The sequence below is a fragment of the Sphingobacterium tenebrionis genome, assembly GCF_037126265.1.
Classification (GTDB): Bacteria; Bacteroidota; Bacteroidia; order Sphingobacteriales; family Sphingobacteriaceae; genus Sphingobacterium; species Sphingobacterium tenebrionis.
Window position 1 is genome coordinate 153,675 of record NZ_JAYLLN010000001.1, and the last position, 18,929, is coordinate 172,603.

The 18,929-nt window shown below is 42.5% G+C and carries 15 protein-coding genes; 8 read left to right on the forward strand and 7 right to left on the reverse strand.

What is annotated here, in order from left to right; genetic code table 11:
• Positions 1 to 23 precede the first annotated feature (23 nt).
• The 3 genes from VJ786_RS00715 (at position 24) to VJ786_RS00725 (ending at position 5,081) form a co-directional block, all read left to right on the forward strand.
• A complete protein-coding gene (locus VJ786_RS00715; RefSeq protein ID WP_336557042.1) occupies positions 24 to 1,898 on the forward strand; it encodes a PspC domain-containing protein in 1,875 nt (624 codons plus the stop codon).
• Positions 1,899 to 1,988: 90 nt separating this feature from the next.
• The gene (locus VJ786_RS00720; protein ID WP_336557043.1) at positions 1,989 to 4,409 is read left to right on the forward strand and encodes a TonB-dependent receptor domain-containing protein; all 2,421 of its coding nucleotides are present in this window, start codon (positions 1,989 to 1,991) and stop codon (positions 4,407 to 4,409) included.
• A gap of 84 nt (positions 4,410 to 4,493) precedes the next feature.
• On the forward strand, positions 4,494 to 5,081 hold the full coding sequence (locus VJ786_RS00725) for an LOG family protein (RefSeq protein WP_336557044.1): 588 nt from the start codon (positions 4,494 to 4,496) through the stop codon (positions 5,079 to 5,081).
• Here VJ786_RS00725 and uxaC read toward each other — a convergent pair.
• Positions 5,078 to 6,484, reverse strand: coding sequence for a glucuronate isomerase (uxaC, locus tag VJ786_RS00730; RefSeq protein WP_336557101.1), 1,407 nt, complete (start codon positions 6,482 to 6,484; stop codon positions 5,078 to 5,080). The genes VJ786_RS00725 and uxaC overlap by 4 nt on opposite strands.
• A gap of 117 nt (positions 6,485 to 6,601) precedes the next feature.
• Positions 6,602 to 6,997: a hypothetical protein gene (locus tag VJ786_RS00735; protein ID WP_336557045.1), complete on the reverse strand. Its 396-nt coding sequence runs from the start codon at positions 6,995 to 6,997 to the stop codon at positions 6,602 to 6,604.
• A gap of 169 nt (positions 6,998 to 7,166) precedes the next feature.
• Here VJ786_RS00735 and VJ786_RS00740 point away from each other — a divergent pair, with 169 nt between their 5' ends.
• Positions 7,167 to 8,003, forward strand: coding sequence for an outer membrane protein assembly factor BamB family protein (locus VJ786_RS00740; RefSeq protein ID WP_336557046.1), 837 nt, complete (start codon positions 7,167 to 7,169; stop codon positions 8,001 to 8,003).
• Between the two features lie 156 nt (positions 8,004 to 8,159).
• Here the strand turns inward: VJ786_RS00740 and VJ786_RS00745 are convergent, their stop codons facing one another.
• Positions 8,160 to 8,825 (reverse strand): TlpA family protein disulfide reductase, encoded by a 666-nt coding sequence (locus VJ786_RS00745; RefSeq protein WP_336557047.1) that lies wholly within the window; start codon positions 8,823 to 8,825, stop codon positions 8,160 to 8,162.
• Positions 8,826 to 8,997: 172 nt separating this feature from the next.
• Between VJ786_RS00745 and nagB the strand changes: the two genes are divergently transcribed.
• The 4 genes from nagB (at position 8,998) to VJ786_RS00765 (ending at position 14,843) form a co-directional block, all read left to right on the forward strand.
• Entirely contained in the window at positions 8,998 to 10,923 is a 1,926-nt protein-coding gene (gene nagB / locus VJ786_RS00750) for a glucosamine-6-phosphate deaminase (RefSeq protein ID WP_336557048.1), read from the forward strand.
• A 342-nt stretch (positions 10,924 to 11,265) separates the two neighbouring features.
• Entirely contained in the window at positions 11,266 to 13,689 is a 2,424-nt protein-coding gene (locus tag VJ786_RS00755) for a TonB-dependent siderophore receptor (protein WP_336557049.1), read from the forward strand.
• Between the two features lie 150 nt (positions 13,690 to 13,839).
• Positions 13,840 to 14,115, forward strand: a complete 276-nt coding sequence (locus VJ786_RS00760) for a NifU family protein (protein WP_099365034.1) — start codon at positions 13,840 to 13,842, stop codon at positions 14,113 to 14,115.
• Positions 14,116 to 14,198: 83 nt separating this feature from the next.
• Positions 14,199 to 14,843: a hypothetical protein gene (locus VJ786_RS00765; RefSeq protein WP_245153241.1), complete on the forward strand. Its 645-nt coding sequence runs from the start codon at positions 14,199 to 14,201 to the stop codon at positions 14,841 to 14,843.
• A 38-nt stretch (positions 14,844 to 14,881) separates the two neighbouring features.
• On the opposite strand, the gene VJ786_RS00770 is transcribed toward VJ786_RS00765, so the two are convergent.
• Genes VJ786_RS00770 through VJ786_RS00785 form a run of 4 tightly spaced genes read right to left on the reverse strand, consistent with a single transcriptional unit; the run spans position 14,882 to position 18,924 of the window.
• Positions 14,882 to 16,108 (reverse strand): ABC transporter permease, encoded by a 1,227-nt coding sequence (locus tag VJ786_RS00770; RefSeq protein WP_336557050.1) that lies wholly within the window; start codon positions 16,106 to 16,108, stop codon positions 14,882 to 14,884.
• 3 nt (positions 16,109 to 16,111) lie between these two features.
• Positions 16,112 to 16,753, reverse strand: a complete 642-nt coding sequence (locus VJ786_RS00775; RefSeq protein ID WP_099365031.1) for an MBL fold metallo-hydrolase — start codon at positions 16,751 to 16,753, stop codon at positions 16,112 to 16,114.
• 18 nt (positions 16,754 to 16,771) lie between these two features.
• Positions 16,772 to 17,518 carry a shikimate dehydrogenase family protein gene (locus tag VJ786_RS00780; RefSeq protein WP_336557051.1) on the reverse strand — a complete coding sequence of 249 codons (747 nt, stop codon included), beginning with the start codon at positions 17,516 to 17,518 and terminating at the stop codon, positions 16,772 to 16,774.
• A complete protein-coding gene (locus VJ786_RS00785) occupies positions 17,515 to 18,924 on the reverse strand; it encodes a tetratricopeptide repeat protein (protein ID WP_134778268.1) in 1,410 nt (469 codons plus the stop codon). Before VJ786_RS00785 ends, VJ786_RS00780 begins: the two co-directional genes overlap by 4 nt.
• Between the last annotated feature and the right edge of the window lie 5 nt (positions 18,925 to 18,929).

The window sequence follows — 18,929 nt, forward strand, 5'->3', positions numbered from 1 at the left end:
TAAACTATTAACTAAATACTGTCATGAACAAGACCATCATCATTAATATAAATAGTATCGTTTTCCACATAGAGGAGGATGCATACGAGACCCTAAGGGCCTACATGATCGAGATCAAGAGGCACTTTGGAAAATCAGAGGATAGCCGAGAAATCCTGGAAGATATCGAAAACCGTATTGCTGAAATGTTTTCCGAGCGCATCCATAGCGGGCGTAAGGAAGTCATCAATATGGAAGATGTCAATGAAGTCATCGCCCAAATGGGACGCGTAAGTGATTTCGATTCGGAATTAGAGGATGAAATCCAGAACGAAAACCGTTCGGAAGCACGTACTGAAGCGAACACATTCCAAGCGGAGGGAGAGCCTACTTTTGCAGAAGAGCCGAATGCTACACAAGAAGAGCCCGTTGATAACGAATCGAGCTTTGCGAATTATACCATGTCGAAAAGATTGATGCGCGACATGGACGATAAGGTTTTCGGTGGGGTATGTAGCGGTTTGGCGCAATATTTCAACATCGAATCGAAATGGGTAAGGATCATCTTCATTCTGTTTTTCCTTTTCGGAGGATCAGGGGTGTTATTATACTTTGTACTATGGGCGGTCATGCCGAAAGCATTAACACGGGCAGATAAATTGGCGATGCGTGGGGAGCAGGCAAACCTGCATAACTTCAAGAAATCGTTCGATGAAGAGATGAAGAATGTACGCGAAAATTTTTCGGGCGCCGGCGAGCAGTTTAATCGAGGAGCACGTTCGGCAGGTGATGTGATAGGTAGATCCTTCTCGCTTATAGGTAAGATATTTGCATCCATTGGTTTGTTTGTGTCTGGAGCGACCGTTGTTGGTCTGTTCATCTTCTGGGTGTTCAATGTACTGAACATCATGGGATATGATAATGACATCTACTTTCCACCGTTGGAAATATTGGAGCCAACCTCTGCATTCATCGCGATAACAGCAGGATTTTTAGCTATCGGTATTCCTTTCTTGGCCTTTTTCTTCCTGATGTTAAGGGTATTGTTCAAAGGAAGTCCATTGAATAATTATGCAAGTGTTTCCATGTTTGCCGCTTGGGTAGGTTCCATCATCGTGATCCTATATATGGTGATCGTTACGAATCAGGAATTTAAAGAGGAAAGTACGATCAGTGTGGAAAAACCATTGGAGAAAAAAGTCCAGTATACCATTTCCTTAAATGATGTTCGAGTGATCAAAGCTTCGGATGAGGATTTCAGATCCAATAAATTTGAGGTGACCAGGAATGGAAAAACCATATCCGGGGTATTAAGGGACAATATCGGAATCCGTTTCGAAGCCATTGATTCCTTGAAGGCGCCTTATATGCAGTACAATTATTTTTCGAGAGGAAACAGTTATGGTGATGCATCAGCACGTGCTTCCCAGATTAAATACCAAGTGCAACAAAACGGAGAAAATATCCTTTTCGACAGCCATTTCTCGATCCTTAAACAACCGATCATTAGGGATCAGCACGTGAGCATCAAAATGTTCCTACCAATCGGTACAAAAGTGATGATCAACGACAATGTAGAAAACAAGGTGCAGGATATTTGGGCTTATGACTGTCCGAACAATGAAGGCGAGAAACTTTCAGAATGGATCATGACCAAAGCGGGATTGCGTTGTGTGAAGAAAATGGAAGAAGAGCGTTTAAAAGCTTTAGAAGACGCTAAAGAAGAGGCGGAAGAAGCGGGGAAAGATGCCAAAGAAGAAGCAGAAGATGCCGTTAAAGAGGCACAGCGAGAAGCTAAGGAAGCCTTGAAGGAAGCGCAGAAAGAAGCAAAAGAAGCGCAGAGAGAGGCCTTCAAGCAGATCAAAGAAGCGCAGGATGAGGTTAAGAAACAGATCCGGGACGCTCAGCGTAATAGCTAAACAAAAAAATAACATAGACGAAGCAACCTATAGAAAGGAAGCTTCGTCTATTAAATAAAACCAAACTTTGAAAACATATAAAAACTAACCATGGGAAGAACAATTACCCTCTTTATTTTGATGCTTGTCGGGATGATAGGCCAATCATTTGCGGGCATGCAGGATGCGGATGTAAAGGGCAAAGTCATCAATGCAAGCAATCAACCAGTAGCCTCCGCTTCGGTTTACCTGATGTCGTCATCAGCAAACGTGCTGATCAAGACGGCAGTAACCGATGAGAATGGCGATTACAGTATATTAAAAGCCCCTAAAGGAAGCTATTACATCCAAGTGACATCGGTAGGTTTTGCCGTGACAAAATCGTCCGTTTTTGAATTGGGAGATAAAAATATCCAGGTGCCTACTATCCAATTGAGTCCACAGAGCCAAGCTATTGAAGCCGTAACGGTTCAGGGACAAGTTCCCATGGTTCAGAGCAAAAATGGAAAACTGGTCCTTAACGTGGAGAATTCCACCGTTGCTGCAGGTAACAATGCCTTGGAGGTCTTGAAAAGAGCGCCAGGGGTAAGCGTCGATAAGGACGATAATCTGCAATTAATGGGACAGCAAGGTGTAACAATTACCATCGATGGGCGACAAACCTTTATGACGGGAGAGCAATTGGCTACTTTCCTGAAATCTACCGATGGTAGTATGATCAAAAGTGTGGAAGTAAGTACCACACGTTCCGCAAAAGATGATGCGGAAGGTGCGGTAGGCTCTATCAATATCGTGATGAAAAAGAACAATTTAGAAGGATTTAATGGAACATTCTTGGTGAGTGGCGCCAAAGGAGAACACTACCGTGGGAACTCCAGCTTAAACCTCAACTATAAAAAGAACAATACCACCTTGTTCGGTTCTTATGCCTATACCCAGAACAAACGTCAATTTGATCTTGATCTGGAACGCACCATCGCCAATGGCAATGTTTCCACCGATTTTAATCAGGAGGCTTTCTTGGTGGAAACCGAAAAGAACCACAATTATAGATTCGGCGTGGAGCAGAAGACTTCCAACAGGAATACCATGATGCTCCAGTTCACCGGAAACAATAACGAGGAGATCAGTGAGAATATTTCCAATACCGATATTTCCAAAAACCCTTCGGTCGTAGATTCTATCCTAAGAACCACCGCCATCAGTGATAATCGTTTCAACAGATACTCGACCAACTTTAACAACGAGTATAAATTGGATACATTAGGTAGCAGGTTGGTATTCGATTTTGATTGGAGCATGTTCAAGAACAGCAACGACAATGATTATATCTATAGAACCGAAAGACCGGATGGCAGTCTTTATTATCCTGTTCAAAAAGAACGTTCAGCCATGCCATCGGCCATCGATATCTATGTGGCCAAATTAGATTTAGAGAAAATCGTTGGAAAGGGTAAAATAGAAACCGGACTGAAATACAGTAATGTAAAATCCGATAATAACCTGCAGTTTGATTCCTTAACGCAGGCTGGGGACTGGGTAGACATCGCCAATCGCTCGAACCTGTTCATCTATACCGAACAGATTGCAGCCGCCTATGCGGATTATAGCAGAGCCATCGGAAAATGGTCGTTGAAAGCAGGTTTACGCGGAGAATATACCATTTCGGATGGTAATTCCGTAACCAAGAACAACCGCGTAAAACGGGATTATTTTGACCTGTTCCCTTCTGCAAATGTAGGGTATAACATCAGTCAGAACCATATCCTTAACTTTGGCTATGCGAAAAAGATCACCAGACCGAATTATAGGTTCTTGAATCCTTTCCGTTATTATATTGATAAGTTGACTTACCAGGAAGGTAACCCTTATGTAAAACCACAGTATACGCATGGATTGACATTGACCTATACCCTGATGCAGATGTTCAACTTTACCTTAGGTACCGATATCACGAACGATGCGATGGTGGAAAGTCTAGGCCAGGATTCAATTACCAACGAAACATGGATCACCAGGGATAACTTGGCGAAAACAAGCACCTCTTATATCAACATCAATGCCCCATATCGGGTTGGTAAGTTCTGGACGATGAACAATAACTTTACCGGTATTTACATGCACTTTAAAGGGCCTATCGCGGGGCATTATGCAGACCTTGGTTCCTTCTTTATCCAAGCAAACAGTATGCATACCTTTAAGATTAACAGCGCCCTATCGGCAGAATTGAGCTTTAACGGCAGCACACCATTCCTATACAATGTGTACAAGATTCACGGTAGATGGAACATCGATGCTGGGATGAACTATAATTTCAAGGACCAACGCAGTTCCCTGAAATTGGCAGTGACCGATATTTTCCGTACGAACAAAAATACGGTTAGTACAGATTTCAATGAATTCCAATCCACTTTTAGGCAATATAATGATAACCAGACAGTGCGATTGACATATACCTATAAGTTTGGTAACCTGAAACAACAATTCCGCAAGAAGGAATCGAACAACGAGGAAACCAATAGGGCAAATTAAGATTTTGTTTCAATGTTTAGTTAATAAAGGTCGTTGGCTCCCCGCCTCCGGCCTTTTATTTTGATAAAATTGCTAGATTGCAGCATGAAATTAAAACAGATTGTGGTGTTCTGTGCCTCAAGTCAAGGCCACGAAAAAGTATATATGGAATCTGCGCGCATGGTGGGGAAGGTATTTGCCGAAAAGGGCATTCAATTGGTTTACGGCGGTGGAAGAGTAGGTTTGATGGGCGGAATTGCGGATAGCGTGATGGAGAATGGCGGTCAGGTGGTCGGTGTGATCCCAAAATTTCTGAACAGCAAGGAGATAGGTCATACCGGAATCAGCCAACTGATCGAAGTGGATACCATGCACGAACGTAAAGCAAAGATGAATAACCTGTGCGATGCGGTTATTGCGCTGCCCGGAGGATTCGGTACCATGGAAGAACTCTTCGAAATGCTGACCTGGGGGCAATTGGGACTGCATCAAAAACCCGTCGGGCTATTGAATGTGGATGGATTCTACGATCATCTTATCCAGTTCATCAAACATATGGTGGATGCAGGGTTCTTGAAAAAGGAAAACCAGGACATGTTGCTCTATGCCAACAATATCCATGATCTTTTGGATAAAATGGATGCTTATATTGCCCCTGAAGTTCCTAAATGGCTCAACCTGGAAAGATCCTAACCCTGGAACGGGAAATAGGATTTGGCATTATAATAACAGATATCCTGGATCATTTTTCCGATCCATGGCATATCATGCGGTAATTCGCCATTTTTGATGTCCTCCGCGAAGATATTGCAGAGCAAACGTCTGAAATATTCATGTCGAGGGAAGGAAAGGAAACTCCTGGAATCTGTCAGCATACCCACAAAGCGGCTCAATAGGCCAATATTGGAAAGGGCATTGATCTGTCTGGTCATCCCTTCTTTTTGGTCGTTGTACCACCAACCGGATCCGAACTGCATTTTTCCGATGATGTCGCCATCATTGAAATTCCCGGCCATCGCCGCGAACAGCTCATTATCGGATGGATTCAGGTTATAGATGATGGTTTTTCCGAGCTGTTCCCGGGCAGCCATATTTCCGAAAAAGCGCACCATGGCCTCTCCCTGTTTGTAATCTCCAATACTATCGAACCCCGTATCTGGACCTAAATTCTTCAATGCCCAAGTATTGGTATTCCGGAAAGCACCCACATGGAACTGCTGTACCCAACCTTTTTCGTAATCCCAAGCCGCAAAATGCACCAACAGGGCCGATTTGAACTTGTTGATCTCGTCGTGCATCAAGTGAGATCCGCCCCTGACCTTTTGGAATATCCTGGCGATTTCCTCATCTGTATAATCCTCCGCATAGAGGTGGCTCAAGCCATGGTCGGAAAGGCAACAGCCATTGGCTGCAAAATAATCATGCCTAGCCTTTAGGGTATCCAGGAATTCCTGGAAATTCTGTATCTCCAGGTTGCTAACCTCGCCCAAGCGGTCGACATATTGGTTAAAGTTCTCCGGATGCTCCGGGCTCATCGCCTTGTCCGGTCGGAAAGCAGGAAACATCTTGAAGCAAGATGGATGCTGAGCATATGATTGATGGAATTCCAGGCTATCGATCGGATCATCTGTGGTACAGATTACCTCCACATTCAACTTATTCAACAGGCCGTGCACATTATATGCGGGATCTCTTAATTTTTCATTGCAAGAATGGAAGATGCTTTCTGCGTTTTTAGAGTGCAAAGTTTCCTGCACATCAAAATAGCGCTGTAGTTCCAGATGGGTCCAATGATATAAAGGGTTCCGCATGGTATAAGGAACCGTATCGGCCCATTTCTGGAATTTTTCTATATCCGAAGCTTCGCCGGTGATATAATGTTCATTGACCCCATTCGCACGCATTGCCCGCCATTTATAATGATCGCCATAAAGCCAAGCCTGGGTAATGTTTTCAAACTGATGGGCTCCCGAAACCTGATCGGGTGGTAGGTGGTTATGGTAATCTATGATGGGTAGATCCTTGGCATACTGATGATATAGTTCTTCTGCAATGCTGCTCTGTAATAGAAAATGCTCGTCTAAGAAAGGTTTTATGCTCTCCATTAAGTTTAGGATGAATGGGTAAATTATAAGGAATGAAATTAATAAATAATCTTTATTTATTGATGTTTACCTTATAATTTTTTGAATGGGTTATCAAATTGAGGCCAATTATATCTTCCAGCTTTTCAAAACATTCAATTGAATGTGGTCTGGGTATAATGTTACGCTTTCGATTTCATAATCCAATCCAGGTACTAGTCCATTCTTAGAAAGCAGAAGATTGGTTTGGCCATCTTTACTACTGATACGCAGTATAACCTTTGTAACCAAATTGTTTTCTAGTAGTTGGTCCCGGTTTTTAATGCTGAACGTAAGATTTTTGATTTCGTATTTTTGATCTTCACTTTCGATTTGGTGAGCAAAGAGAGACAATATGTATATCCCTAGAACTACAGCAGGAAAAACACCTTTTGCTTTATAGAGATAGCCAATTGATTTTATCGTAAGGTAAAATCCATAAAAGACTAAGGCCAAGTTGATGAGGATCCAAAGTGCTTCAAGCATATTATAATAATTAGAGTTTAATAATTAGTTAGTAGCTGTAAATACAGGGGTTTACCTGAAGTTTCTTGCGTTAATAGAATATTAATTTTCGATTGGGTTAATGTGAAATAGGGAGGTTGAACTTTTCTTGCATTAATTTGTTAATTTAGTGAAAACAAACATTTTAACTATGAGATCTTTATTTCTTTCCGCTGCTTTATTATGTTCTTCTTTATTAGGATCATTCATGCTATCTCATGGGCAGGCTAAATTGGCGCCCTTATGGGAGTCTAAAGAACAGTTACCTGTTCCAGAGTCTGTTCTATATGTTCCAGAACGTAATGAACTTTTTGTTTCCTTGATTGATGGTGATGGTTCTGCTGCTGATGGAAAAGGTGGGATTGCGATTTTGAACATGGATGGCAGCCTGAAAAATGCGACCTGGGTGGAAGGGTTGAACGCACCAAAGGGAATGGCTTTGTATAAGGATCAGTTATATGTGGCGGATATCAATGAGGTGGTGGTGATTGATATTATTACCGGGAATGTGATCAACCAGATAAAAATCGATAGGGCGGTGTTTTTAAATGATGTTACCGTGGATGCGACAGGAAAGGTTTTTGTGTCGGATACGCGGGAAGGAAAAATATATATGCTCCATAATAATAGACCAAGACTTTATATGAGCGATGTGCCCAGTGTGAATGGGCTGAAAGTGATCAATGGGAGTTTATATGCGATGGCAGGGCCAGAATTATGGAAAATTGATAATAAAAAGAAAACGGTTATTGCGAAGGGATTGAAACTTGGTGGTGATGGTTTGGAACCTGTGGGTGATGGAAGTTTCTTGGTGACTTGTTGGGGTGGGTTGATATATCATATCTCAGCAAATGGGGAAGTGAGGGAGTTGTTGGATGTGCAAGGAAAGATGAATACCGCTGATTTGGGGTATAATGCAAAGGATAAGATTTTATATGTGCCTACTTTTTTGAATAACTCAGTGATTGCTTACCAGTTGAGCTTGTAGAAGTACGTTAATACAGTTCATCTAATCGTCGCGTCATTGCGAGGAGTTTATTCCCGCCACGTCATTGCGAGGAGGCACGACGAAGCAATCTTTCTATTCGTATAAAAGATTGCTTCGTGTCTCGCAATGACGCGGCCCACCAACACAGCCCCTCCCTTACTTCAACACCTCCGCCAAAAAAGCATTCAATTCCTCTCCGTGCAAATTCCTTCCGATAATAATCCCATTCGGATCCACCAGCACATTCTGCGGAATCGCCCGGACCCCATAAGTCTGCCCTGCAGAATTATTCATGTTCTGCAAATCAGAAACATGTTTCCAGGCCAAATTCTGCTCCTTCACATATTTTGCCCAGGGCTCATACTCCCGATCAAAAGAAACCCCTAAGATCTCAAAATTCTTATCCTTAAACCTCCCATAAGTCTCCAACAAAGCCGGAACCTGTTTCCTACAATCCGGACACCAGGACGCCCAGAAATCGATCAATACATATTTCCCCTTCAGATCCGACAAAGAATAAGGATCTCCCTCCAAGTTCAACTGCGTAATACTCGGTGCCTTTTTCCCGATCTGCGTACTCTTCAACGCCTTCAGGTACCTTTCAAACAACAATCCATCATTCGATTTCCTTACTTTCTTATCCAATTTCTTAAACAGATTGTTCAATTCTACATATTCCGGGTCATACCCACCAATCCGTTGGATCAACCGTAACGAATTCGCATCTTTCGGATTTGCCTTTACCTGCGCGATCATCTCCTCCTTGCTCTGCCCAAATACCAAACACGGCACCAACATCAGCAAAAACCATATACTTTTCATAGTTCTACAAATTTTATCTATCAAAAATAAAGATAAGACTTTCATTTAAACGCATTAACATGTAAAAATTATAACATATTTTCAATAAATCTGAAAAAGAAATTGCATTTTTTGCGTTTGAGGGATTTTAAATTGTTAAATTTGAAACTCACTAAGGTATTTTTTAATTTAAATGGCAAGATTAAATTTATTAGAAGAAACCCGATTTGAGAAAGTACCAGTTACGGTATACCCCACTCAAGAGGAAGCTTCTATTCAAGTCGCTCAACGCATCGCAAGCCTCATCAGAGGCAAGCAGGCAAAAGGGGAGCAGGCTGTACTTGGACTAGCAACAGGTGCTACTCCAGTAAAGGTTTACAAGGAATTGGTGAGGTTACACAAAGAAGAAGGTTTAAGTTTCAGTAACGTTGTTACCTTCAATTTGGATGAATACTATCCAATGCAACCTACAGCAGAGCAAAGTTATGTGGTGTTCATGAACAGAAACCTGTTCGATCACATCGACATCCCAAAAGTAAACATTAACATTCCTGATGGCACTTTGGCTCCAGAAGACGTTCAGGCGTTCTGTATGGCCTATGAGCAAAAGATTTCCAGCTTAGGAGGATTGGACATCCAGATTTTAGGTATTGGACGTACAGGCCACATCGGTTTCAACGAACCGGGTTCTGCACCTAACTCCGGTACGCGCTTGGTAACCTTAGATGACCTTACCCGTAGAGATGCTTCACGCGATTTCGGTGGTAAGGAAAATGTACCAACGAAAGCGATTACCATGGGGGTTGGAACAATTTTCAAAGCAAAGGAAATTGTGTTGATGGCTTGGAACGAGAAAAAAGCCGAAATCGTTAAAAAAGCAGTGGAAGGCGAGATCTCTTCCGATATCCCGGCTACTTACCTACAGATGTCGGACAATGTAGAATTTGTTCTTGATCAAGATGCTGCTTCCGCACTTACGCGTTTCAACCTTCCTTGGTTGGCGCACGACGTGGAATGGGATGATACTTTGGTGAAGAAAGCGGTGGTTTGGTTGTCCCTTCATTTGGACAAGGCCATCCTTAAATTGACCGACGACGATTATAACAATAACGGTATGGCGCAGTTGATTACGGAACAGGGTACTGCCTACAGTATCAACATCCGTATCTTCAACGAGCTGCAACGTACCATCACAGGTTGGCCAGGAGGAAAACCAGGTGTCGATGATACCAACCGCCCAGAGCGCGCGGAACCGGCACGTAAAAATGTGATCCTTTTCTCGCCACACCCTGATGATGACGTGATCTCCATGGGAGGTACGTTCATCCGTTTGGCCGATCAGGGACATAATGTACATGTAGCGTATCAAACTTCCGGTAATACCGCCGTTTGGGACGATGATGTATTGCGTTATTTAGAATTTGTTCAGGATTTCGCTGTTGCAGTGGAAGATGATAATGGGGTTACCCGTAAAATCTACGATGACTCTCGCGAGTTTTTCAAAGTTAAGAAACCAAATCAGGTAGACCCTGAAATCGTACGTACCATTAAAGGATTGATCCGCAAAGGGGAAGCAATTGCCGGTGCACGTTTCGTGGGCCTTCCGGATGAAAACATCCACTTCATGGACCTTCCGTTCTATGACCGTGGAAAATTCTCCAAAGAGATCGACTTTGAGGACGATATCCAGCAGACCATGGAATTATTGCGCCAAGTAAAACCTCAACAGGTATTTGCGGCCGGTGATTTCGCTGATCCGCATGGAACGCATAAGGTTTGTTTCGATATTATTTTAGAAGCCTTGAAACGCCTTCGCGAAACGGACGAATGGACGAAGGACTGTTGGTTGTGGTTATACCGCGGTGCATGGCATGAATACCCAATCCACGAGATTGAAATGGCGGTTCCTCTGTCGCCGCAAGAGGTTAAACGCAAGCGTTTGGCGATCTTCAAGCATCAATCACAAAAGGATCTTCCAGTTTTCCCTGGAGATGATCCAAGAGAATTCTGGGTGCGTGCAGAAGACCGTACTAGTGAAACCGCTGGCCTTTACCATCAATTGGGATTGGCAAACTACGAAGCCATCGAAGCTTTTGTTCGCTGGAACTTCGATAAGTAGGCATTAAGAATTACTTTAGAAGTAAGCATACATATCGAAGCCGGATCAGATAGCAATGTTTGATCCGGCTTTTTTCTTGCGATGTAATCTATGTTTTTCCTATGTAAATGGGATGTTTTCGAGGTAAAAACAAGGTTAAAGCATTCTTAAAGCACGTTTTTAATATGCTGATTTACTAAAAGCATACTTTTACATTACTTTTCAGTATGCTTTCAATACGAACCTAAACACTCTCGCGGACTAAAAAATTTCGGATTTTGAAGCTTTTTGTCGGATTCTTTATTTTTTGGTAGCGCGCTGGAGCTTATTTTTGCCTACTATTTAGATTTAGTACAAATAAAGATGAAGCTCACGAAACTATTTATCCTCTTAGCGGCAATGGCAATTGCACAGGAAGTGGATGCCCAAACAACCGTAAAGGGAAAGGTTCTTAACCAAAAAGGCGAATCCTTGACGGGAATCAGTGTTCATGGATCGAACAAGCATACAAAAACCAATGATCAGGGCGAGTATGAACTCTATATCCCAACTGCAGGATCATTTCAATTGCAATTTACGGGCATTGGATTTCAAAAACAAGAACTTGCTGTTGTTCCACAGGGAACAATCACGGAATTATCGGCGCTGATCTTGCAACAAAATAATCAACAGATCGAGCAGATCGATGTAAAGGGTTACAATTCGGTGAACCATCGTTCCTTGGAGGTCAGTAAATCGGGGGTGAAAGATCTAGACCTTCCGCAAGCGGTACAGGTCATCAATAGCCAAGTGATTTCGGATCAACAGATCAATGTGTTGAGCGATGCCTTGAAGAATGCCAATGGAGTGGCCTTGGGTGCCAATAGAGGTGGTGTGAATGAGAATTTCTATGCGAGAGGGTATAGCTTAGGAACGAATAATATATTTAAGAATGGGGCGAGGACCAATAATGGAGGATCCATCGAGGCGAGTACCCTGGAGTCTGTTCAGATCTTAAAAGGGAGTGCGGCCTTGCTGTATGGCGGAGTGACCGGCGGGGCAGTGGTGAACCTGATCAGCAAGAAACCAAAGTTTGAACATGGTGGAGAGGTGGCCATGCGAATCGGTAGTTATAACCAATACAAGCCCATGGTGGATGTTTATGGCCCATTATCCCAAAGATTGGCTTTCCGGATTGTGGGTACAGGTGGCTACGCAGAGAGTTACCGCGATCAGGTAGAATCCAAAAGGTTGTATGTAAACCCTTCTTTATTATACAAAATATCGGATAAATCGGACATCAATGTTATGTTTGATTATCTCAAGAGTGATTTTACACCCGATTTTGGAATAGGTTCCGTAGAGGGAAAAATAAATGAAAAAGTGGGTAGAAATAGTTTTATCAATGTGCCTTGGGCATACAATAAAACCAATTCTTCCAATGCACAGGTAGATTTTGGCCATCAATTTTCCGACGATTGGAAATTGAATGTGTTAGCCAGCTATCAGAAATACCTTCGGGATTATTATGGTTCTGAACGTATTCAGGCGAATGCGCAAGGGATTGCTCCCCGGGCACTGAACCGTTCGGAACAGGACGAACTGACCTTCAACCAACAACTGAACCTGACCGGGAAACTGCAGACAGGTACCTTCCAACATCAGGTCTTGGTGGGTGCAGATGCGGATCAATCCAAGGTCAAGAATTATGCTTTCAACATCTTCGCCAATGGAACCGGCGAGAATGTGGCGCCAAGTACGGCCTATGATAACATCAATGTTTTTGATCCTTATGCAAGTGGCATGCGCTCGGATATGCCTACGGCAGACCTGAAGACACGAACGAATACCAATATCAGCAGATACGGGGTTTTTGTGCAGGATTTGCTATCGATTACGGATCAGTTTAAGGTTTTGGCGGGTATCCGATATACCTATCAGAAAACAGGTAGAAGTGAGGTTTATGATTATAAAACCAATACGACCAGCGTAACGGAGAACCCTGGTAAAGATAAAGTGGATATGGGCGATAAGGTGGATAAAGCCTGGTCACCTAAATTTGCCTTGATTTATCAACCGTTGAAGGGAACAAGTCTGTATGTAAGTTACGCCAATAATTTCATCTCGAATTCGGGCTATGATGTGAACTATCAACCGATGGGACCATCGCTATTGGATCAATACGAGGCTGGGATCAAGAATGATTTTTTCCAAGGACGCTTATCGACGAACGTGACCTGGTATAAGATCATCAATAATCGGTATGCACAGACCATCATCGGAGATGATGGTAAAGTGGCCGATAGTAATATGAAAGAGTTTACAGGAAGATCAGCTTCTGATGGTGTGGAACTGGATGTGGCAGGGGAATTGGCCAAAGGACTTGATGTACTTGCTGGATATGCCTACAACTATATGCGCTACTTGGAGACCAATGAAAATGGTATCCTGGAGGATATGCGATTGGTCGGAACCACTGCCCATACGGCCAACGGAACGGTATTTTATACCTTTCAGGATGGAGCGGCCAAAGGGTTGAAACTGGGAGCTTCCGTATTCTACACCGGAAAACGAAACGCAGGTTGGAATACCACAAAAGCTAATCAACGCGATGGTCTGGACAGGATTATTCCGATCGGGGCTTTTACCACCTTTGATTTTTCTGCGGGATATCAATATGGTAAATGGAATATCTTGGCTAAAGTGAGCAATATCGGAAATACCTTCAACTATTACGTGCATGAAAACTATAGTGTGAACCCTATACCTCCGCGCAGTTTTACCACGACTTTAAGCTATAGGTTTTAAAATATAGATTTTGGTTATTATCAGCGGATATAATATTCAACCAAATCAATTATTAATTGTTTGAGAGCGGTTCTATAGCAATATAGGCCGCTTTGAACATTTGTTAAAAATTAGCTATATTTACCCTATAAAAAGATTATTTTTTTGAACATGAATCTATTAGAGAGAGTTGAGCAGGCATTAGATACCATTAGGCCCTATCTGGAAACAGATGGAGGAAATGTATCTATAGAGGAGATTACCCCCGACAATGTTGTTAAATTGAAGCTGTTGGGCACATGTGCTAATTGCTCCATGAGTATCATGACTTTTAAAGCCGGTTTGGAACAAGCGATCAAAAAGGCCGTTCCCGAGATTGTAGCGGTGGAAGCCATCAATTTAACGGACATGAACGATCCTAATGCCATTACCCCAAACCAATTGTAATAAAATTTTTAGATACGGTTAACACAATTTAACAACGGTCTATGAATTAATGTGTTAGTTTTGTGGGAAAGATGAAAACCTGGATGAAATATATTTTAATGGCTACCCTATTTGTTTTTTGTTTGCAGGCAAGTGCACAACAGCGAAAAATAGTGCAGCTTTCTGGGTTTACCTATGCTCAGGGCACTGAAATCGCAGTCCCTTTTGTTACCGTTAAAAATTCTAGCTACCTGAATGAAACCTATGCGGCAAACCATGAGGGTTACTTCTCTTTTGTTGCCCATGTAGGCGATGTGATCGAATTCTCCTCCATTGGATATGCCCCCGTTAAATTCACGATCCCTAATGTGAGTTCGGATAAATATACCGCAAAGATCGAATTGGAACCTTTAGTGGAAGAACTTCCTGTGATCACGCTTGGCAGACCTTTGCCTTGGGCGAGTATTGAGGAGTTCAATAGGGAGTTCCTGGCCATGAATGTGTACAGTGATGATCTGATGTCGGCCAAAAGGAATACCTCCGCAGAGTCTATTGCTTCGTTATCTCGTATTTTGCCACGTAGCGCTGGAGAAATCCAGGCTTTTAACAGCATGCAAAGACATCTTAACATGTCGAATAGAAACATCAATCAGAATTTCAACAATCCTTTGTTGAACCCATTTGCTTGGGGACAATTGATCAACCAGATCAAGCGTGGTGATTATAGTCGCGAACGATTGAAATACTAATTCTTTTTTTAAATTCTTTAGAATTGGGAATGCTGTTATTAGGATTCCAACATGGTTCTTTTGTTGAAACCTTTGATGTTCAATCTTGATGCAAGATAGGACACCAGTGTGGATACCAACATCACCGTCAATAGGATCAGGAAGATATCGCTGTATCTGACATCCACAGGGTAAGCATCAAAAAGGGATCCCTCATTGGTGGTAACCAAGCCATAACGTTCCTGCAGCCAACAAAAAACGAGACCGATTGCAGCACCCACAAGGCTTCCGATCAAAGCGATCATGATCCCCTGGTAGAAGAAGACGTTCTGGATCAGCCCATCATTCGCGCCTAGGCTTTTTAGCACGACTACATCCTGTTTCTTGTCGATCACCAGCATGGTCAAGGAACCAATGATATTGAAAATGGCGATGATGCCGATGATGGTGACGATAAAAAAGACGATCCATTTCTCGGATCTCACCGTTTTGTATAGCGTCGGATTTTGTTGTTCCCTGTTTTTGACCAGAAAATCATCACCTAATAAATGCTGGATCTCGGATTTTAATTTCGGATCGTTATCATTCTTCCCAAACAGCTCAATGGCTGAGATATGCTGATGTTCGTTCAATAGGTCCTTCGCGAAATCTATAGGAACGATGATGAGGTCATCGAAACCGGGTTGGAACCGGAGGATGGCATTCGGGGTGATCGGTCTGGAACGGATATCCTCCAAGGGATTTATATTGTTTGGAGAAGCATTTTTGTCAGGAATATGCAGAAGCACCTGATCGTCTGCCCCACGTAAGGGCACTTGCAGATTGGCCTGTACCTGAGCCCCCAATATCCCAAAATTTATACTGTCGCCCTGAATGGAAAGATTCCCCGCAAACAACATATCCTGTGTTGCGTGGCTTTTGATGCTTTCGGGTTCAATCCCTTTGATCTTTCCAATGAATTGTTGATGGTTGTATTCTGCAAGTACTTTATCTTCCAAAACCTCACTATAGGAGGAGATATTTGGGTTTTCGCGAAGTTGCTTGAACTTTTCGCCCTGGCTGGAAAAGACTTTACCTTTGGACGGTTCTATTCGCAGCTCGGGTGAGAATATGCTGTATTGCGACAGGATAAACTTCTCCAAGCCGTTGTAGAATGATAGCACGATGACCAAGGCTGCTGTACTGACCAGAACACCGACCACACTGATTCCGGAGATAATGTTGATGGCATTAACTGATTTTTTGGAAAATAGATAGCGCTTGGCTAAGAATACAGGTAACCTCATGGTTTATGCGCGGATAAAAGGGTTCATCTGTTTCTCTTCCGCAACCGTGGTTGAGGGACCATGGCCTGGATGGACTACCGTCTCCTCAGGCAGGCTGTAGATATTCTGGGCAATACTGTTCAATAACTGCTGATGATTGCCTCCTGGAAGGTCTGTGCGGCCGATACTGCGATGAAAAAGGACATCTCCACCGATCAGAAAGCCATGGTCTTTACTGTACAGACATAAATGACCAGGGGAATGCCCTGGAGCGAAGATCAAGGAAATGGTTTCATCACCAATTTTCAATTGATCGGTTTCCTTTAAAAAGGTTTCCGGGATTGGCGATGGCTCATATCGTATGCCCATCTGAGGCGCGTAATTCTGCACTTGAACGACCAATGGAAGCTCCAGTTCATGGAATTGTGGCATTAGGCCATAGGTTTCATAGATAAATCTATTGCCCAAAACGTGGTCGATATGGCCATGTGTATTGATCAGGGCAATGGGTTTGAGGTTTTGCTGTTCTACATAGGATTTGAAGACTTCTTCTTCCTGGTAATTATGCATGCCAGGGTCTACAATGATGCATTCTTTCTCATCATTATAGATGATATAGGTATTCTCCTGGTAAGGGTTAAAGGTGAACGTTTTGATATGTAGCATATCCAAAAATAGGAATTATTATTGATTCCAGACTTCCCAGTTTTTCTCCGCCTGCAATACCAGCATTTCGAATCCATTCTTGATGGCGGCCCCCCGCGCCTTTCCCTTTTGGAGGAACAGGGTTTCTTCGGGATTATAGATCAGGTCATAAAGCAGATGATCTGGTCCAATGCCTTCATAGGGGATGTCCGGACATTGATCGATGTTGGGATAAGTGCCCACAGGCGAGCAGTTGATAATGATCTGATGTTGTGAAATGATACTGTCGGTAAGATCAGCATAACTGATGTTTTCTGCGTCTTTGGTCCTGCTTACGACTTGGTAGGGGATGCGAAGTTTATCCAATACATACTTAACGGCCTTGGTCGCTCCACCATTTCCTAGTATCAGGGCTTTTTTGTGCTCAGGTTTGAGGAAGGGCAATAGCGATTGCTCGAAGCCATAGGCATCGGTATTGAAACCTTTTAAATAGGGCCTTCCATTCTCTTGTCGTTTGATCTGAATGCAATTGACCGCCCCGATTACCTTTGCTTCTTCCGATAGCTCATCCAAATAAGGAATGACATCCTTTTTATAAGGAATAGTTACATTGACACCGTAGAAATCAGGATTGGAGGTGTAAAGTTCTGGGAACTTTTCGATATCAGAAATAGGGTATAGATCGTAGTCTATACCCTGTATGTTTCCTTTATCAAATTTATCTAAATAGTATTTTTTGGAAAAGGAATGTCCCAGGGGATATCCTATCAATCCTAAGTATTTCATTTTCCTTCGGAGTACTTTTTGATGATATCTAAAATTATCGGATTACCCTGTAACTGCGGAAGGTATTCGAATAAGATGTAATGTTTCTCAGGGTCGCTGTTCAAGGCGATTTCCAGATAATTCAATGCGTCGTTATATTTTCCTGCAGCAAAAAGGTAGGCGACCATGCGGTAATAAAGGACCGCTTCATCCGGGTTGCATTTGATGGCCTCAGCAATAACTTCGGTAGCTTCCTGCAATTTGCCCAATTCGTACAATAACGATGAAAAGTCTAACCAGGCTTCGATATCGGTACTGTTCAATTCCACTACCTTGGTATAGGCCTCGATGGACTCATCGTATTGTTTCAATTTGTATCGAGCATCAGCAATGGCAAACCAGTAGTCCGGATTCTCATCATCGATATCCAATGCTTTTTTATAAAAATGCAGGGATTCGAAATAGCGTTCCTCAAAATCAAGTGTTACACCGATTCCAAACCAGGCATCGCTTTGATTGCTATCCAGTTTTACCGCCTTCTTGTAATAGGAACGGGCTTCATCCATCTGTTCCAATTTTTCATAGCATTCACCAATCGCGCAATAGGTATCGGCGGTAGGGGGTTCGTATTCAAAAGTATGTTTATATACTTCTATGGCTTCCGCATATCGATCTAGATTGACCAATGCGTTTCCTTTATTATAATAGGCCGATGAGAAATTATCCTTGATAAGGATTGCATAATCGTATGCATCTATGGCGGCCGCATATTGTTCTAATTTATGATGTGCATTGCCCAGGTTGTACCATGCAGCATAAGAATAAGGATCGGTATCTATATATTGCTTATAAAATGCGATACTTTCTTCCTGTTGCTCCAATACATCATAGCAAAAAGCTATTTCGTATAGGGCATCCTGGTTTTCATTATTAATTTTTAAACATTTCTTTAAATAATGAATGGCTTTGGCATAATGTCCCTGCATCTGGTATAGACCGGCTATCTGATAGTAAATCTCGTCTTTGGAATCACTTAATGATAATGCCTTGAAAAAGTTTTCTTCCGCAAGTTCATGATCCTGCATGGCGGAGAAAATTGTTCCCCTGATTAGATAGATGTCGGCTTCCGAAGGCTCTAAAAATTCTACTTTGGTCAAAGCATCCAATGCTTGCTCGTACTGCATGGTACTTGCTAATAGTTGGGCTTTTTTTATTAAGAATGTTGTTTCAAATGGGTGCTGAGCCGCGGCGAATTCAATAACTTGTAGAGCTTTTACGGGGTCATTTTTCGTTATGTAATAGTCAATGATGCTTTCAAAAGCCTTGGCATCGAAAAAGTATTGATCTTCATTCCTCAGCATCTCTTCATAACGATCAACTGAGAATTTTTGCTCTTCAGGTGATTCAAATTCAAAGTCTTCTTCCATTATTC

Bases quoted from the DNA above. Each gene is read 5' to 3' on its own strand.
- VJ786_RS00740 (WP_336557046.1), top strand. From the start codon at position 7,167: ATGAGATCTTTATTTCTTTCCGCTGCTTTATTATGTTCTTCTTTATTA.
- VJ786_RS00735 (WP_336557045.1), bottom strand. From the start codon at position 6,997: ATGCTTGAAGCACTTTGGATCCTCATCAACTTGGCCTTAGTCTTTTAT.
- VJ786_RS00780 (WP_336557051.1), bottom strand. From the start codon at position 17,518: ATGAAATACTTAGGATTGATAGGATATCCCCTGGGACATTCCTTTTCC.
- VJ786_RS00745 (WP_336557047.1), bottom strand. From the start codon at position 8,825: ATGAAAAGTATATGGTTTTTGCTGATGTTGGTGCCGTGTTTGGTATTT.
- VJ786_RS00785 (WP_134778268.1), bottom strand. From the start codon at position 18,924: ATGGAAGAAGACTTTGAATTTGAATCACCTGAAGAGCAAAAATTCTCA.
- VJ786_RS00765 (WP_245153241.1), top strand. From the start codon at position 14,199: ATGAAATATATTTTAATGGCTACCCTATTTGTTTTTTGTTTGCAGGCA.
- VJ786_RS00720 (WP_336557043.1), top strand. From the start codon at position 1,989: ATGGGAAGAACAATTACCCTCTTTATTTTGATGCTTGTCGGGATGATA.
- nagB (WP_336557048.1), top strand. From the start codon at position 8,998: ATGGCAAGATTAAATTTATTAGAAGAAACCCGATTTGAGAAAGTACCA.
- VJ786_RS00770 (WP_336557050.1), bottom strand. From the start codon at position 16,108: ATGAGGTTACCTGTATTCTTAGCCAAGCGCTATCTATTTTCCAAAAAA.
- VJ786_RS00775 (WP_099365031.1), bottom strand. From the start codon at position 16,753: ATGCTACATATCAAAACGTTCACCTTTAACCCTTACCAGGAGAATACC.
- VJ786_RS00715 (WP_336557042.1), top strand. From the start codon at position 24: ATGAACAAGACCATCATCATTAATATAAATAGTATCGTTTTCCACATA.
- VJ786_RS00760 (WP_099365034.1), top strand. From the start codon at position 13,840: ATGAATCTATTAGAGAGAGTTGAGCAGGCATTAGATACCATTAGGCCC.
- VJ786_RS00755 (WP_336557049.1), top strand. From the start codon at position 11,266: ATGAAGCTCACGAAACTATTTATCCTCTTAGCGGCAATGGCAATTGCA.
- VJ786_RS00725 (WP_336557044.1), top strand. From the start codon at position 4,494: ATGAAATTAAAACAGATTGTGGTGTTCTGTGCCTCAAGTCAAGGCCAC.